Annotated in this window: 14 protein-coding genes; 11 read left to right on the top strand and 3 right to left on the bottom strand. The window is 44.6% G+C overall.

All coding sequences use genetic code 11. The features are described 5' to 3' along the window. The first annotated feature begins 35 nt into the window (after window positions 1–35). The 5 genes from folM (at window position 36) to D1814_RS09335 (ending at window position 5,525) form a co-directional block, all read left to right on the top strand. The gene (gene folM, locus D1814_RS09355) at window positions 36–743 is read left to right on the top strand and encodes a dihydromonapterin reductase (RefSeq protein WP_118491654.1); all 708 of its coding nucleotides are present in this window, start codon (window positions 36–38) and stop codon (window positions 741–743) included. 113 nt (window positions 744–856) lie between these two features. After that, on the top strand, window positions 857–1,405 hold the full coding sequence (locus tag D1814_RS09350) for a hypothetical protein (protein WP_118491652.1): 549 nt from the start codon (window positions 857–859) through the stop codon (window positions 1,403–1,405). A 4-nt stretch (window positions 1,406–1,409) separates the two neighbouring features. After that, window positions 1,410–3,428 (top strand): alpha/beta hydrolase family protein, encoded by a 2,019-nt coding sequence (locus D1814_RS09345; protein WP_118491649.1) that lies wholly within the window; start codon window positions 1,410–1,412, stop codon window positions 3,426–3,428. A 152-nt stretch (window positions 3,429–3,580) separates the two neighbouring features. Further along, on the top strand, window positions 3,581–4,645 hold the full coding sequence (locus D1814_RS09340) for an agmatine deiminase family protein (RefSeq protein WP_118491647.1): 1,065 nt from the start codon (window positions 3,581–3,583) through the stop codon (window positions 4,643–4,645). Next, window positions 4,632–5,525, top strand: coding sequence for a carbon-nitrogen hydrolase (locus D1814_RS09335; protein WP_118491645.1), 894 nt, complete (start codon window positions 4,632–4,634; stop codon window positions 5,523–5,525). The genes D1814_RS09340 and D1814_RS09335 overlap by 14 nt, the downstream gene beginning before the upstream one ends. Before the next feature lie 116 nt (window positions 5,526–5,641). Here the strand turns inward: D1814_RS09335 and pdeM are convergent, their stop codons facing one another. Beyond that, entirely contained in the window at window positions 5,642–6,346 is a 705-nt protein-coding gene (pdeM, locus tag D1814_RS09330) for a ligase-associated DNA damage response endonuclease PdeM (RefSeq protein WP_118491643.1), read from the bottom strand. Between the two features lie 39 nt (window positions 6,347–6,385). Further along, window positions 6,386–8,884, bottom strand: a complete 2,499-nt coding sequence (locus D1814_RS09325; RefSeq protein ID WP_118491641.1) for a ligase-associated DNA damage response DEXH box helicase — start codon at window positions 8,882–8,884, stop codon at window positions 6,386–6,388. A 273-nt stretch (window positions 8,885–9,157) separates the two neighbouring features. On the opposite strand from D1814_RS09325, the gene D1814_RS09320 reads away from it, so the two are divergent. The 4 genes from D1814_RS09320 (at window position 9,158) to efpL (ending at window position 14,066) form a co-directional block, all read left to right on the top strand. Then, on the top strand, window positions 9,158–10,369 hold the full coding sequence (locus D1814_RS09320; protein WP_118491639.1) for a DUF418 domain-containing protein: 1,212 nt from the start codon (window positions 9,158–9,160) through the stop codon (window positions 10,367–10,369). Window positions 10,370–10,643: 274 nt separating this feature from the next. Then, window positions 10,644–11,660, top strand: coding sequence for a ligase-associated DNA damage response exonuclease (locus tag D1814_RS09315; protein WP_118491637.1), 1,017 nt, complete (start codon window positions 10,644–10,646; stop codon window positions 11,658–11,660). Further along, the gene (locus tag D1814_RS09310; protein ID WP_118491635.1) at window positions 11,660–13,390 is read left to right on the top strand and encodes a cisplatin damage response ATP-dependent DNA ligase; all 1,731 of its coding nucleotides are present in this window, start codon (window positions 11,660–11,662) and stop codon (window positions 13,388–13,390) included. Before D1814_RS09315 ends, D1814_RS09310 begins: the two co-directional genes overlap by 1 nt. A 100-nt stretch (window positions 13,391–13,490) precedes the next feature. Next, window positions 13,491–14,066 carry an elongation factor P-like protein EfpL gene (gene efpL, locus D1814_RS09305; RefSeq protein WP_118491632.1) on the top strand — a complete coding sequence of 192 codons (576 nt, stop codon included), beginning with the start codon at window positions 13,491–13,493 and terminating at the stop codon, window positions 14,064–14,066. 156 nt (window positions 14,067–14,222) lie between these two features. Here the strand turns inward: efpL and D1814_RS09300 are convergent, their stop codons facing one another. After that, on the bottom strand, window positions 14,223–15,191 hold the full coding sequence (locus D1814_RS09300; RefSeq protein ID WP_118495358.1) for a carbohydrate kinase family protein: 969 nt from the start codon (window positions 15,189–15,191) through the stop codon (window positions 14,223–14,225). Window positions 15,192–15,459: 268 nt separating this feature from the next. Here D1814_RS09300 and D1814_RS09295 point away from each other — a divergent pair, with 268 nt between their 5' ends. Further along, window positions 15,460–16,632, top strand: a complete 1,173-nt coding sequence (locus D1814_RS09295; RefSeq protein ID WP_118491630.1) for an ROK family transcriptional regulator — start codon at window positions 15,460–15,462, stop codon at window positions 16,630–16,632. A gap of 27 nt (window positions 16,633–16,659) precedes the next feature. Then, entirely contained in the window at window positions 16,660–17,583 is a 924-nt protein-coding gene (locus D1814_RS09290; RefSeq protein WP_118491628.1) for a homocysteine S-methyltransferase family protein, read from the top strand. Window positions 17,584–17,614: the final 31 nt, after the last annotated feature.

Raw genomic sequence — 17,614 nt, 5'->3', positions numbered from 1 at the left:
AAAACTGTTACCTCTTAGAAAAGAAGGACACTAACTTGAACTCACCTGTACTGATAACAGGCGCTAGCCAACGTTTGGGCTTGGCGATGGCCGAAAGCTTACTCGAACAAGATCATCGCGTTGTTGTGACTTACCGAACCCATCGCTCGAGTATTTCAAAGCTTGAGGAAAAAGGCGCAACAGTTTTACAAGCGGATTTTAGCACTGAGGCGGCTATTGATCGAGCAATTGATGAGATTAAGGCAATCAGTAAAACCTATCGAGGGATCATTCACAACGCATCAGATTGGGCACAAGAGAAAGATAGTAGTAACAAGCAAGACTTAATGGAACGCATGATGATGATTCATGCGGTTGCCCCCTATCGCATTAATTTAGCATTAGAAGAAGCACTGTGCGGTTGTGAAGTGCAAGCTGACATTATTCATATGACTGATTATGTGCAAGATACTGGCAGTGAAAAGCACATGGCTTATGCGGCAAGCAAAGCTGCGTTGCAAAACCTCACCCTATCCTTTGCCAAAAAGCTAGCGCCACAAGTGAAAGTGAATAGCATTGCACCTGCTTTACTCATGTTCAACGAAGGCGACGACGATGCTTACAAGCAAAAAGCGTTAAAGAAGTCTTTACTTGAAATGGTTCCTGGCGCAAAAGAAGCCGTAAAGGCCATGAATTACTTATTCGATAGCGATTACGTCACAGGCCAAACATTGCACCTTAATGGCGGGCGACATTTAAAATAAAAAAGTAAATTGTTTTCACTTAGTTGATTTTACGAATCGTAATTTGTAGTGTTGTCAAAAACGCTCACATAAGAGACTTGTGATAAATAATAAACCATCAAGGGAATGAAGTAATGAAAGCTGTACTCGTACTATTGCTTGTCGTATTTTCCACTCCACTCATAGCCAACACAACCACAGTTGAACCACTAGAACCTGATGAAGGCTACGCAATTATTGCACTATATTCTAAGGGCTATACAGAGAGCGTAGTACTTAAAGGTAGTGGCTTAACGAACAAATATACATTTGGCCCTCTTAATCACTCACAGCACATTGATGTGATTAAACTACCTGCAGGTGCCTACACGTGGGACAGAGTGTTCGAACGCACCGGTTCGTTGTCAAAAGGAAACTTACTTGAAAGCTACATGGACCTAGAAAGCTTAGACCTTACCTTTACTGTTCAGCCAGGCAAACTCAACTATACCGGCCTACTTATGATAGAGAGGTTGGGAAGCCAAGCAACAATAAAAGTACTCAATCGCACCTCTATCATTCTCAAAATCCTCGAACAAGATTTTTCTCAATTCGCTGATAAATACGACATCGCTAACGGCTTATACCCCGACGATCATTATATCGATTTCTACTTAAAACATTCTGAAAAAAGCGGGGACTAGAATAATGACGATTAATAAACTGCTGCTTACTCTTTCACTGTTTTTTTTCACCCTTGGCTCACCGCATACTCATGCTGAAACGCCAAAAGCCTCTGAATTCCAGACCGAGTCTTTTTTCAAAGACGCAAAATATAAACTGTTTTCAGTAAACCCTTCCGGTACGGCCATTGCCTATATCGAACCTAAAAGTGATTCATACAATTTAATCATTCACGATCTAGTGCGTGGCACCAAAGATGACCCTATCACGTTTGAGCGTCAACAAATGCATGTTCAGCATTCAAACAGAATAATGTCGTGGGAACGTCACTTCAATTACATTGCCGAATTAGTATGGCTCTCCGATAATTTTATTTCATTGAAACAATACTCCAACGGTCGATTCCATCGTTATGTGATTGTTGAGTTTGCTGACCGTACTAAAACACCAAATCCGCCGTTTCGTTTATCATATATTTCACAACCTGGTCATTGGGTAGACACGCTTCCAAATAAGCCATCTAACGCTATTTTTGCTCGTTATGAAGATGATGATGAATACGACTACTATGTTGACCTTTTTAACTTAGATTTGTCGAAGAAAATCAAAGAAAGTAACTTTCGGCGCAAATTCAAATTGAATAAGTCAGGACCAGACTTACAAGACTGGATATTTGATGCAAAAGGATGGCGATTAGGGGGGAGTAGAACCTTTAATGGTATAACCGAAATTTTCGCAAGAACCGGATCAAAGCCTCGTAAATATCGCTATAAGGAAATGTGGAAAAGCGATAAGAATGACGCGGTTAAAGTAGTGGGAGGCAGTGAGTCGGGAGATGAACTGTACGTGTTAACTAACCATCGCAGCGATAAAATCAATTTAAGACGCTTTAATATTCAAAATAAACAGTTTGATGGCATTATATTTGAGCACCCTAGCTATGATCTAAAAAGCGTTATAAGACACCCTGAAACCAAAGAGATTATTGGCGTATCTTTCCTTGAAAAAGGAATGGGCAAGCAACTCTACTTTTCCGATAATTACAACGAGCTAACCACTCGCCTAAAAACCATGTCTCAAATTGATGGTATTTACGCTATAGACATGGACACTTCGGGAAATAATATCCTTTTTGTTGCAGATGACAGCGCTAATCCAGAGCAAATCTTCCATTACAATCGCCAAAGTGACACTTTTACTCACCTAGTCGATTTATATCCTTGGCTTTCGAACAAGAAACTTGGCAAAACAGCACTATTGAAACTTCAGTCGGAAGACGGAGTAGGGTTGGAAGCCTTTCTTACATTGCCAGAGGTTCAAAACCCACCATTAGTTGTTATCCCTCATGGCGGCCCTATTGGCGTAAATGATTCTCGTCACTACTCTGGCAGCATTCAAGTACTGGTTGATGCCGGTTTCGCAACTTTACAAGTCAACTATAGAGGGTCGTCAGGTTACGGAAAATCATTTAAACAACAAGGCATGCAACAGTGGGGACGCCTTATTGAAGATGATATTGAACAAGCATTGTCATACGCCAAGACGCACTATGAAGTCGATGCAAACAATGTTTGTATTATTGGAGGCAGCTACGGTGGTTACTCGGCATTGTACAGTATTATTCGCTCTCCTGAACTGTATCAGTGCGCTGCCTCATTTGCCGGAGTTACAGACCTTGCACTGCAGTTTCAGCGAAGTGACGTACAAAACGACGATATTATGACGATATTAACCGAGATCATTGGTAACCCTAATACGCAAAAAGAAGAGTTATTTAAATACTCGCCTTTGTATCAATTCAAAGGTATCACTAAGCCTGTTTTTATCGCACATGGTACCGATGACACTGTAGTTGATATAGAGCACGCTTATCGCCTGCACTTTGCCTTGAAAGATAACAATATTACGCATGAGTGGATGGTTTTTGACGACGTAGGGCATGGTTTCGACTATGTAGAAGACGAAGCAAAATACTACAATGCGCTTATCAAATTCCTGAGTAAACATCTTAAAAAAGCCAACGCTACTGCGACACAAAGCTAGGCTAAACTCCCTATAAAGTGGTAGCGGTCTCTTTTACGAGCGCTACCACTAATCGTCACAGTCAATTAATTTCATCGCCATTTGCCTTGGTCTCTCGTCGAGGCATGGCTATAATCCACTCCCTATTTTTTTAAGCGACTTGGAATTTTACTATGCTCGGCAACCGTATTATGGCGCCAGAATGGCACGACATTGATGCTGTGATGTTGGCATGGCCGCACGCACAAACTGATTGGGCTCCATGGTTGGAAGAAGCAAGAGCGACCTACCTGAACGTGATTTCAGCAGTAAATCGCAATAACGCGGGTGTCATTTTATTGTGCGCGCCGAGTGACGTTGACGACCTTACGCCCCGTTTACCCGAAAATGCTCAGGTGCTTATCGTCGCCGCGTCGTTTAATGATACATGGATGCGCGACTACGGCTTTATTACGTGTAAAGACAATGAAGGTAATGGCTCGCCTGTAGAGTTTCGTTTTAACGGTTGGGGTAACAAATTTGACGCTTCTGAAGATAACCTTGTCAATCAGCGTTACCTCGCCGCCATGTGCAAATCTGCGCTACGCAGCAGCCCGATTGTGGCAGAAGGCGGTGCGTTAGAGATTGATGAAAATGGCCACTTATTAAGTACGGCACAGTGCTTACTTAATCCTGAGCGAAATGGCGATATGTCGCTCAGTGCTTACGAAGATGCATTTAAAGACATGCTAGGTTGCAGCAAGGTTACTGTATTACAGCATGGTCATTTAGAAGGCGATGATACTGACGGCCACATCGACACTCTAGTGCGCTTTACCCCGAATAAAGGCTTAGTGATTCAGGCGTGTAACAACCGTCCTAACGACAGTCACTTCGAAGGTTTGAAGGCATTATGCGATGAGTGCGCCCTTGAATTGCCAGAGCATGAACAATTTCATTTACCGCTGCCTCATATAGTAAACGATGAAGGTGATCGCTTGCCGGCGTCGTATGCCAATTACTTAATTTGTAATAAGGCTATTTTGTTGCCCGTATACGGTGAAGAAGAAGATGCCGAAGCTATTGAGACGGTGCAAAAAGCACATCCCAATCATATTGTTGAACCAATTGATTGTAGTGTACTCGTAAGACAATACGGCAGCTTGCATTGTATTTCTATGCAAGTACCCACAAATACGTTAAAAGATTCGATTATCACCACCTTAAAGAAAGGAGTGTCATTACATGCGCCCAGTTAAGCTAAAAGTTGGTCTGGTACAACAGGCCGTTGCCGACAACGACAAAGCAACGAACTGGAATAAAAGTGCCGAGCAAGTTGCCAAATTAGCAGCTGAAGGTTGCGAGTGTATTTTGCTTCAAGAACTGCACAGCACCCTGTATTTTTGCCAGCAAGAAGATACTGACGCCTTTGACTTAGCTGAACCTATACCAGGTCCAGCAACAGACTTTTTTGGTGAGTTAGCCGAAAAGCACAACATCGTGTTAGTCACGTCTTTGTTTGAAAAACGCGGCTCAGGTTTGTATCACAACACCGCTGTTGTATTTGACCGCAGTAAAGAGATTGCGGGTAAGTACCGTAAAATGCATATTCCTGATGACCCTGGCTTTTACGAGAAGTTTTACTTTACGCCGGGCGATATGGGCTTCACACCAATTGAAACAAGCGTTGGTAAACTTGGTGTTTTAGTATGTTGGGATCAGTGGTATCCAGAAGCGGCTCGTCTAATGGCGATGGCTGGGGCAGACTTGTTGTTCTACCCTACAGCTATTGGCTGGGACTTAACTGACACAGAAGAAGAGCGTACTCGTCAACACGGCGCATGGGAAACCATACAGCGCTCTCATGCTGTGGCAAACTCAGTACCGGTAATCGTGGCGAACCGCACTGGTTTTGAAGCGTCACCAGTTGAAGGCGACCCAGGTATTCAGTTCTGGGGTCAGAGCTTTGTAGCAGGCCCGCAAGGTGAGATTTTGGCAAAAGCTGAGGCTGATGGTGAAACAACGCTATCAGTAAAGCTTGATATGGAACGTACCGAGCAGGTTAAGCGCATTTGGCCTTACTTTCGCGACCGTCGCATAGACGCCTACGACGAACTAACTAAACGCTGGCGCGACTAACCCAAACAAAGGGGTCAGAGTACATTTTTTCGAAGCAGCGATAACTGTGAAATGTACTCTGACCCCATCTCAATTCTGCTAAAGGGGAAATGTACTCTGACCCCATTTTTGGTGGGCTATATTTTGAAGATTATGCCGTCACAGAGCATGAAAACCTGACGGGGCAGCTTGGGAAGAAGCGTTAGCATTACATCTTCGTCTATGTCTAACCCGCCGGTGAACTGCCCGAAGGCGGGCATTACAAATAGACTGTTGTTGTTGGTAAAGCATTTGCCCGAGTAACGGCGTCGAGAAATGGTGGTGCGCTTTTTAGGGTGATAGTGACCGATAACTTGCTCTCGCTTTTCGTTTAATTCCGGCTCATGCCTGAATACCATATTATCTAGCACTACTTCAAAACATGGCGTGCCTGGAATGCCCTCAGGCAAATCTGGGTCATGGTTGCCTTCTACCCACATCCATTCATTGACGTTATCAACAAGCCTACATAAATGCTCACGGTCCTCATTGGTCATACGGGACATGCTATGCTTATCGTGAAAACTGTCACCTAAGCTGATTACCCGCTTAGGCTTATAATCATCAATAATACTTTCCAGGCGTTTGAGTGTAGCAGTGGAGTCTAAGCTGGGTAAGGGGTTAGCATAGCTGCGTAAATAGCTGCCTTTTTCTAAGTGAAGATCGGACACAATAAGCCAGTCGCATACGGGTAAATACGCCACACCACGTGCGTCTAATAACCACAAGTAGTCTGCGTATTTCGTGATAGTGATTTGGCGCTGGCTGACTTTTTCAGTTAGCCACGCGTCGGTTATTGCCAAATTATCCCCTTGTTCTTTTCATTTGTGAGTTCATATTACCTAGTCAACGTTAGCCCCTGATAGCAATGCGCGAACTTCGTCTAACATGGTTTCAGCTTCGGCGTATAAATTAGCTTGTTCAATAACAGCCTGTGCCCCAGCGCCTTTTACTTGCTCACTGCGTACATCAAGCACAATAGGTATGGCCATGGGAGACGGTTTTTCAAGGTTCACTAATGTTGCTGAATCTACATATCGAATCAGTAAGTTAGCGAGGCGGCGTAAGTCAAGCAGCTCGCGCTCAGCATCAGCCCGCGCCACTTTAAGTAATATGTGGTCGCGGTCGTGTTCACGCAATGTATCGTAAATGAGGTCGGTAGAAAACGTTACTTGTTTCATGGTTTTTTGACTGGCGTGATAACGCTGTTCGGTCAACCCGCTAACTACCGCTACTTGCCTGAACGAACGCTTTAGCATTGGCGCTTGTAGCATCCAATCTTCTAGTTCATCACCTAATATATCTGGCTGAAATAGCTGCTGAAGCTGTCCTTGGGTGATGGCGTTCACTGCAGCTACCGACAAGCCATAATCCGTCACGCTGAAGCTCAACGGCTTAATGCCCATTTTTTCCATCCGCCGCGTTAACAACATACCTAAGGTTTGGTTCGCTTTGCGTCCGTCGAAGGTGTAGTACAAGGTATAGTGCGCCTGCCTAAATGGAAACTGCTCCACCAGCACCTTTTCAAGGCTAGGTAGCTGAGAGAACGCCTGCTGAAGATTAAGCCACTCTTGAACCTGAGCGGGCAGTGCCTTCCACAACTTTTGATTGGCCAAGATAGCCCGTACCCCTTCCGCTAAATAAGTAGAAAGAGGCATTTGCCCGCCCGCGTAGCTTGGTATTTTAGGCTCTTTGGCTTTTGCCGGCTTAGCGTGAAGCTGCATGTCTCGAATAGCTTCAAAGCGCAGCACTTCTCCGCCAAAATAAAAGGTATCTCCAGGCGTTAATTGCTGAGCGAAGTACTCTTCAACCTCGCCAATGATCTTGCCTTGATTGCCTCTTCGAATGCGCTTTACTTTTAAACGCCCTGCTTCAACGATTGTACCTATGTTTTGCCTGTGTCTCTGTATAACCCGGCGATTAGCAGGCGAGTAAGTACCATCATCATTTCTTGCCAGGCGCTGATACCGTTCATACGCATTAAGTGCGCTACCACCGTCTTGCGTAAAGCGCCACAGCTTGTCGAAATCGTCTCTATCTAATCCTTGATAAGGTGTGGCGGTAAGTATCTCTTGATACAAGGCATCTGGGCTATCAGCTTTGCTGCATAAACAGTTCAAGATAAACTGCGGAATGATATCTAGCGCGCCTGGCTGAGGGCTTTCACCATCAAGCTCACCTTTTTCAATAGCGGAAATGGCCGCTTGGCATTCCAGTGCTTCAAAACGGTTTGCTGGTACAAGCAACGCTTCGCTAGGCTCATCTAACCTGTGGTTCGCTCGCCCTATCCTTTGCAGCAGCCTGCTTACGCCTTTAGGCGCCCCCACTTGTATGACCTTATCTACATCACCCCAGTCAATGCCTAGCTCTAACGCAGAGGTACACACTATTGCTCTTAGCATACCGCTTGCCATCATGGCTTCGGTTTTGCGCCTTTGCTCTTTGCTCAAACTGCCGTGATAAAGCGCAATGGGAAGCGCTGCCTTGTTTGCTTCCCACAACATTTGAAATAGAAGCTCGGACTGAGCGCGTGTATTTACAAAAACGAGTGTAGTCTTTGCATTTTCTATGGCTGTATAGATATCATCAATGGCGTAACGGGCCATAAAGCCGCCAAAAGGCATACGTGCTTTAGAGTGCAGCATCTCAACTTTTGGCTTCTCCCCCGCTTTTACTTTGATGATATTGGCAACACTGTCACTGCCAGCCAGCCAAGCACCCAAAGTTTCGGGGAACGCTACAGTGGCTGACAAACCTATGCGTTTACAGCTTGGAGAAAGCGCGTTTAATCGTGCCAAGGCGAGTGATAAAAAGTCGCCGCGCTTATTCGCCATTAAGCTGTGAGTTTCATCGATGATTACGCGTTTTAGTTTGCCGAAAAGCTTATCGGCATCGGCGTAGCTTAACATCAGCATGAGGGACTCAGGGGTAGTAAGTAGAATATTAGGCGGCTTTTTACGCTGTCGCTGACGCTTATGAGAAGGCGTATCGCCAGTACGGGTTTCTGCCGTTATAGGCAGCGACATTTCTTCAATAGGCTGTAACAGGTTGCGATGAATATCTTGGGTCAGCGCTTTAAGGGGTGAAATGTACAAGGTATGTAAACCATTAAACCCACTCTGCTTACTCTTGTTTTCAGCGGAAACATCACGCTCATTGAGTTCACTGAGCTCTACCAAACTCGGCAGAAAACCTGACAAGGTTTTACCCGCCCCTGTTGGTGCTATCAGTAAAGTACAGTCATGTTTATCTTTTTCCACCAACATGGTCTGTTGATAATCACGTAGTTGCCAGCCTTTTTGCTTAAACCACTTAGCGAAAGCGGAGGGGAGTAATGTCATTTACAGTATCTGTTATGCCTTTTCCGCTTTATACGCCAATTTCTTAGTTAAGTTTATTTATACCAATGCCCTACGTCGTGCCTTTTTGATAACGCTTGAGGCTCAATGCATTAAAACTGTCTTTAAAAAGTAAGCCTCTCCTGGTCTTTTTATTTATTAGTAATTTAAAGTTATTAGTGATAGTTAATATTCGGATACACTTTAAACATCGACACCCCAAAAGCGATTACACTACACTCGTTAAACTACAAACTATTGTTACAGGGAACGTAAATGCGAATTCAATCCATAGATGCCATTAGAGGTTTAGCGATCCTTGGCATATTGTTTTTAAATATTGCATACCATCAAAATTTTCACACCGGCTACGCGTTTTTTGAAGAGCCACTTTTATCTGATGAGATTATTTCGACAGTTAGCGCACTTTTCTTAGATGGAAGATTTCGCACCTTGTTTTGCCTGTTGTTTGGAGCAGGTTTAGCTATTCAATTCGATGCTTGTCAAAAGCGTGGGCACAACTTTTTAGACTTTTCTAAATCTCGACTTAAATGGCTATTTTTATTTGGTTTAATACATGGTGTGTTTATATTTGGCGGCGACATACTGCTTTATTACAGTTTTTGCGCCTACTTTGTACTAAAACACTTAACGCTAGACCAAGAAGAGCTTCGTGCGAAAAGCGTTAAATATCTAGCCGTAGGAAGTATTATTATGCTTGTTTTTGGCATAGTGCTTACGCTTTCATTCGACTACGGTGGCGCATTGCCTCTTAGGTCTAGCGAAGCCTACGCCGAAGAGGTTACGGAATGGCAAAGTAGCTATTTGTTCCAAATTGGCGTTCAAGCTTCTTTTGTTTTCGCTACCATTATTGCAGCACCTTTTACCATGCTTTGGCAGTCGATGGGTCTTATGATGTTTGGTGCCTACCTTTATAGAAGCGGTTTCTTTAGCGTTGGGTTTTCTTCTGCTGTCTTCAAGAAAGTGGCCATTATTGCCATAGCAACATCTGTTATTACTGTTATTCCTCAGATAATGTTTGAGCAAGTAACCTCAGATGTTATTCCCATGTTCACCAGTATCCCCGCTATTTTCTGTGCTTTTGCCTACGCTCATCTGTTAGTTAAAGTGAAAAATACAACCGCCTGGTGGTATCAGTCGCTCATTAACTGCGGCAAGGTGGCGTTTACTCTCTACCTAACACAATCTATTGTTTTAGCTGTGTTATTTCGTGTGATTATGCCCGCCTACTATCCCGAGTTTGCCTATACCGTGACGCTGCTCGATTTAATGTTAATTACGCTTGCGCTCACAGCAATTCAAATTTTGCTGGCGAATTTTATTACTAAACATTTTGTTCAAGGGCCATTTGAGGCGGCGTGGCGAAGACTATATCTGCGCAGCTTTTATAAGAAGCAACAGAGCATGCAAGATGACAGGTTAGTTGCAGGACAAGAATTGACGACTGAGGCGAACAAAACCTCGTAGCTAACATCTGAACTAAACGAAGTTATATGATTCCGATTTAAGTAAAAGGACCAGGTAAAACCTGGTCCTGCAGCATATTGGCGTAACTAGCTAGAATCTTATAGTGCCTAGCAAAGTAGCCGAGTCTAATTGATTTTCATCCGTATCATAGCCTAATCCAAATTCAATAGACGAATGCGGGTTGAACCAATAGTGAGTGCCTAATTCAAGTGGTCGATTCAGGGGATTAAATACGTAGTAACAAGCATTCTCTGATTTAACAGGACTATGAGTAGTGCACCCATCAACTTGGCTAAAAGCTGACGATACTGGCCTTTATTGCGAGCCGGGTGAGTTTTATATCGACCCAATGAATGAAGTCGCCACCGCCCTTGTCACACACGGTCACGCTGACCATGCACGTGCAGGTCATAACAGTGTGTACGCAAGCTCAGAAACACTGGCAATTATGCAAACCCGCTACGGTGAAGATATGGCTATTCATCAGCACACTGTAGCTATGGGTGAAAGTATTACTTTTAACGATGTAAAAGCCACGTTTTACCCTGCAGGCCATATTCTTGGCTCTACACAAATTCTCATTGAATATGCAGGCTACCGCGTTGTGGTTTCCGGCGATTACAAGCGCCGACACGACCCTACATGCCCGCCCTTTAAAGTTGTCCCTTGCGATGTTTTGATTACCGAAGCCACCTTCGGGCTTCCAGTCTTTAAGCACCCGCCTATTGAACATGAAATTGAAAAACTTCTTCATTCGTTACGGGTGTTTCCAGAACGATGCCATCTAGTAGGCGCTTATGCGCTAGGTAAATGCCAGCGGGTTATATTAGCGTTACGAGAAGCAGGCTACATGAAGCCAATTTACCTGCATGGCGCGCAGCTAAAGCTGTGTGACCTATACAAGCAATTAGGTATAGACTTGGGTGAGTTAATTCCAGTATCTGAGGTTGCGAATAAAAAAACATTAGCCGGCGAGATAGTCATTGCGCCCCCTTCTGCACTTGCCGACAGGTGGTCACGAAGCTTGCCTAACGTGCGACCTGTTGTGGCGTCTGGCTGGATGCAAATTCGCGCTCGCGCAAAACAAAAGAATGCCGAGCTACCGCTTATTATCTCTGATCATTGTGACTGGCCCGAATTGCTGCAAACCATAGAAGAAGTTAACCCGAAAGAAGTGTGGGTAACTCACGGCAGAGAAGATGCCCTGATGTATCAGGCAGAAAAAATGGGGTTTAAAGCCAGAGCGCTATCTCTCGTCGGTTATGATGAAGAAGAGCAAGGAGGCGATTAGTGGAAGCATTCAGTCACTTACTTGAGCAGCTATATTTCACGTCGGGAAACAAAGCTAAAGCGCAGCTTATTGCCGACTACATTGCCAATACACCGGACCCTGACCGAGGCTGGGCAATTGCTGCTATGGCAGGGACATTGCGGTTCGATTTTTTTAAGCGCAATACGGTAAAAAAGCTTATTACCGAACATACCGACCCTGAGCTTTTTGCCATGAGCTATGACTATGTGGGTGAGGTTAGTGAAACTGTAGCCCATTTATGGCCCCATAGTAAGCCAACAAACTCGCTACCCACGCTTAGCGAGGTGGTAGAAACTTTCGCTTCAGTCAGTAAGCAGAAAGTTTCTGAGACGCTTGCCCATTACCTAACAATAATGACGCCAGCTCAACGCTGGGCATTACTAAAGTTGGGCACGCGGGGGTTGCGTATAGGCGTGTCGGCACGCTCTATAAAACAAATATTGGCTGACTATGGTAATAAAGACATTAAAGAAGTCGAGACACTTTGGCATGCAGTTACCCCGCCTTATGTCGATATGCTTAGCTGGCTAGAAGGAAAAGCTGACAAGCCTGATATTGAAAATGCCGTTACCTTTCATCCAGTTATGCTTTCTCATCCTATTGAAGATAGCGATATCGACGATTTCACCAAAGACACTTGGCAAATTGAGAACAAGTACGACGGTATTCGTGTGCAGCTTGTCGTTAAGTCAAATAATACTGTTCTTGCAAGGCTTGAAAATAGTAGTGAGGCCGATAACGACAAGCCCGAAAAAGCCCTTTTTTCCCGCACTGGGGATGATATTAGTCACTCATTTCCGGACCTGCTTGAGTCTGTAAGCGGCAGCATGGTGCTAGATGGAGAACTGCTGGTTATCCATAATGCAGAATATGGCTTACATCAATCTGGAGAATCGACTGCCCAAAGTATGGCTAGTCAACGCACGAGTAGTGATAAGCGCGGTAAACAGGCTTCATACGCCGCACAGCCAGACGTGGATACCTTTAATGCCCTTCAGCAGCGCCTTAATAAAAAGAAACCAAGTAAAGCACTACAATCTTCCGCGCCAGTTGGACTTATCGTTTACGATGCATTGGTGCTTAATGGTAAAAATCTAACAGACAAGACACTAATAGCACGACGCCACGCCCTTGAAGAATGGTTTAGCAAGACGAATAACAGCCGATTATTCCTTTCTGAAACACTCAATGCCACTTCACCTGAAACCTTACGCCAGCTTCACGCCCAAGTATGCCAAAATCGTGCGGTAGAAGGACTGATGATAAAGCGCCTAGATAGTAAATATGTACCTGGCAGGCCTAAAGGTCAGTGGTTCAAATGGAAGCGCGATCCGCTGGTTGTGGATGCGGTTATGATGTATGCCCAACGTGGGCACGGAAAACGTTCGAGCTTTTATTCAGACTACACCTTTGGAGCTTGGGAAGGCAGTCAGCTTCTGCCTATCGGAAAAGCCTATTCCGGGTTCACCGATGAAGAACTCAAAAAACTAGATAATTGGGTAAGACGCAACGCCGTGGGACGGTTTGGCCCGGTGAGAGAAGTGAGAAAAGAACTGGTACTTGAAGTGGCTTTCGACGCTGTACATCCTTCATCTAGGCACAAATCAGGGGTCGCGCTGCGCTTTCCCCGTATACATAGAATTCGTTGGGACAAGCCCGCCAGTGAAGCTGATACCTTAGCGAATGTTAAAGCGCTGATAGAAGGCTAAGCCAGCAAAAACACTTTCTTAGTCGTGTAAAATCGCAGAGAATGGAGCGAGATAGAAACAAGGCTTGCACCTTAAGAAAATAAAACAATAGGAAATCGCCATGCCTAAGGCTAGTGAAATTAAAAAGAATAACACTGTAGTATTTGACGGAAAAACTTGCATCGTGCGAGATATTGAGCGTTCGGTCCCTCAAGGTCGTGCTGGTGGCAGCATCTATCGCATGCGCATGTACGATGTAGTAACGGGCACCAAATACGATGAAACGTTTAAAGACTCAGACACCCTAGATATGGCTGACCTAATTCGTCGCCCTGCCATGTTTTCGTATATTGATGGCGAAGAATATGTATTCATGGATAAGGAAGACTACACCCCTTATCACTTGAACAAAGAGAGTATTGAGAACGAAGCTCTGTTTATTAACGAAGAAACCGATGGCATTCAAGTTGTCATAGTTAGTGAAGTACCGGTTGCCTTGGACTTACCAATGAGCGTGGAACTTGAGGTAGTTGAAACCGACCCGTCTATTAAAGGTGCGTCTGCGACTTCTCGTACCAAACCAGCCACGCTTTCAACTGGCCTAGTAGTACAAGTGCCAGAGTACATCAGCACCGGTGAATGGATAAAGGTTAATACCGAAGAGCGTAAGTTCCAAAGCAGAGCCGATAAACACTAAGCCCACTTAACCTATTAGCCTAAGCTACCATCATCGCCTAAGGTTGCTCGCGTGACTTTTAAATGGCAAAAGTGTTTTTTTAATGCACAAAAGGGTTCATATGAACCCTTTTTTATTGCCTGCTACACATTTTTTAAAACGTTTTTTTAATGCTTCCTATTTAGCGATATTTTCCTGCGTAGGTAGCGCGCTGAATGCGCCGTATTGCGTAACCGTGTAAGCACCGCAACGAATAGCAAACTCAGTGGCTTCGCTTACATTTTCAAAGTTATCCGCCCATGCATCGAACTCATCGGCGTTCTTAACTTTGGTCGAAAGGAAATATAGGAACCCACCGATAAATGAATCACCGGCGGCAGTGGTATCTTTTACGTCCATCTTTGGCGACGCCAATGTGCCGCTGAACGCCTTAGTAATATAGTGAATTGGCTCACCACCGTCGGTTACCAATACAACCTTAACCCCACTATCAAGCCACTGTTGTACTTTTGCATCGGCATTTTCTTCGCCGTAAAGCTCTGCAAGTTCCTCGCGACTTGCCTTCAATACAGAGACTTTCTTTGCCGCCTCATCAATACGCGCTGGTGCATTAGCAGTATCATCCCAAAACGCTGGGCGATAGTTAATGTCTAAACACACCATCATTCCGTTCTCCTTCGCCTTGTTTAAAATAAACTCAGTGCCGGGAATAAGTTCAGGGCCAGAAATTGAACCCGAGCAGAAGTGAAGTACTGTATTTTTGTCGCAATCAATCGTCGACAAATCTTGTTCTGAAATGTGCTTATGCGCGGCATTATCTACGTAGAAGTCGAACGAACGCTCGCCGTCTTCATCTAAATTTACAAACGCCAGCGCCGTATTGCCTTCTTGAGTCGTCCACACAAAGTCAGTGTTCACTTTATAGTGTTCAAGCATTTCTTTAAGAAACGCCCCAAACGTATCGTCACCGACTTTAGACACCATTGCGCTCTCGCCACCCAGTTGGGCAACAGCAACTGCCACATTAGCAGGCGCGCCACCAGCGTAAGGTTGGAAAGGCTTCATGGCTGGTATGTTGCCATCTTTGGGGGCTGCACCTTGGCTTAACATATCAATAAGCACTTCACCTAAACACAAAATTTTCATACCAGCCTCGCTCAAAAAAATGTAAATAAAGGACGTTTACCTTGTGCGCACAATGCGCAAGGTTAACGAATCGTTAATTAATTGGGGCATAGTATTGACGAACAAAACCATTAAATCAACCTAATTGATTTATATTTTTTTCAAAGAATTGTAGGATGTGTAGTTATTGCATTAGAAACTATAGACATTATTGAACAGAAGTGGGCATTATCTATGCGGATTGGTTTTGTTAAACTCACTTCACTTTTAACGGTAGATAGTAATTACTTTGAATATTGAATCGGCATTTCACCTGCCTTCACAAAACGCACCAGAGTTAGTTGATAATCGCTCAGCGAACGAGCGCGCGATCTTAACCTTAATTCGGCAACGCATTGCATTACCTAAAGCTGAAATTGCACAATTGACTGGGCTGTCGGCGCAGTCTGCAACTGTCATTATCAAGAAGTTAGAAACCGATGGCTTAGTTAAGCGCTTAACGCCTATTAAAGGTGGCGTCGGCCAGCCTAAGGTACCTTTCGGTTTGAACGCTAACGGGGCATTCAGCATTGGCCTTAAAGTTGGTCGCCGTAGTTTTGATATGACTTTACTCGACTTAAAAGGCAATGTTAAAGCAACACTTCACGAAAAATTCGCCTACCCCACAGTAAGCAATTTACTTAACTTTGCCGAGCGTGCATTCAATGTTTTAACTAAAAATTTAGATGCAGCGCAGCAAAACCTGGTTAGAGGGTTAGGCGTAGCCATGCCTTTTGAAATTTGGAGCTGGGCAGAGGAAGCAGGGGCGCCGAAAAAAGAGTTAGAAGAGTGGAAAGAGTTCGACCCCCAAACCGCGCTTGAAAGCTTAATAAAGCTACCCGTTTTTATTAAAAATGATGCCGGAGCAGCGTGCAGTGCGGAAATGTCCTTCGGTAATCCGAAGCAATACGATAGCTTTTTGTACATTTTTGTTGGTACGTTTTTAGGTGGCGGCCTGGTACTTAACAACCAGCTTATCAATGGCAAATCAGGTAATGCTGGTGCTATTGGCTCACTACCTTTTTTTAGCCAAAATCAGCAGCGCCAGTTAATAACACAATCTTCGCTTTATCTATTGGAAAGAGAGTTGGAAAAAGCGGGTGAAGATGCCAAGCACATTTATGAGTCACCCTCTTACTGGAAGTGTAATGAATCACTTGTGAAAAATTGGGTGAGTGAGACAGCCAAAGGGCTGGCGTTGGCTTCACAGTGCGCTATGAGCCTTTTGGACTTAGACGGCGTAATTATTGACGGCGCCATACCTAGCAACATAAAAGAGTTATTAGTTAAAGCTACCCAAAGTGCGCTAAAAGACTTGGATATGCGAGGTATTACTCCTGCTCAAATTAGCCCCGGTCACGTGGGCGTAAAAGCACAATCGATTGGAAGTGCAAACTTGGCGCTTCAGGCTAACTATTTTTAACTATTCAGATGTGCAGTTAAGGTTTTCATGACAGTAAGTAGCAAAGTGATTCATATTTTAGACGGTGGTATGGGTCGTGAACTTGAAAAGATTGGCGCGCCTTTTAAACAGCCGGAATGGTCCGCACTGGCATTAATGCAAACCCCTGAACTAGTGCGTAAGGTCCATACCCACTTTTTAAATGCTGGTGCCACTGTTATTACTACAAATGCCTATGCCCTTGTTCCATTTCATATTGGAGAAACCGCCTTTAACGAACGAGCATTTTCGCTGGCCGAGTCAGCGGCTAAACTAGCAAGGGAAGCAGTCGCTAGCCAGCGGAGAGGTAAAAGCAATAACTCGTCCGTCGCGGGCTGTGTCCCACCTGCTTTTGGCTCGTACCGCCCAGATTTGTTCGATGCAGAACGTGTGGCCGAAATTTTAACACCACTGATTAAAGCACAAGCACCTTTTGTGGATGTTTGGCTTATTGAAACAGCGTGCTCCATCGAAGAAGCTGAAGCTGTAGTTTCGCTAATAAAAACAATCTCTTCTCATCCCATTTGGCTGTCATTTTCTTTGCAAAATAGAGCGTCATCCAACGAGCCTGTGACTCTTCGCTCAGGCGAGCCGCTAGAAAAAATCGCGCCTTTGCTGGAGCATGTTGAAAGCGTACTTTTTAATTGTTCACAGCCTGAAGAAATGGAAAGTGCACTGGCAATTACGCGACAGTTGAATGAAAGCATTACTACTGGTGCATACGCCAATAGCTTCTCAGAAAGGAAGCGTCAGCATGAAGCTAACGCCCTTTTATCAGAGCTGCGTGACGATATAACGCCAGAGCGCTATGCGGATTACGCTCAATCATGGATAGCGGCGGGTGCCAGTATTATCGGTGGCTGCTGCGGCATAGGCCCTGAGCATATCAAAGCTATTGACACGTTTGTCCATTCTGACTCTTCGGGCAACTAAACCGTTCAGTGAAGCAGCAAGCGCTGCTTCA

Origin of the sequence: Alteromonas sp. BL110, assembly GCF_003443615.1 — a bacterium.
In the GTDB taxonomy this organism is placed as follows: domain Bacteria; phylum Pseudomonadota; class Gammaproteobacteria; order Enterobacterales; family Alteromonadaceae; genus Alteromonas.
The sequence above is the reverse complement of the archived record's forward strand: the minus strand, read 5'-3'. Positions and strand labels throughout refer to the sequence as shown.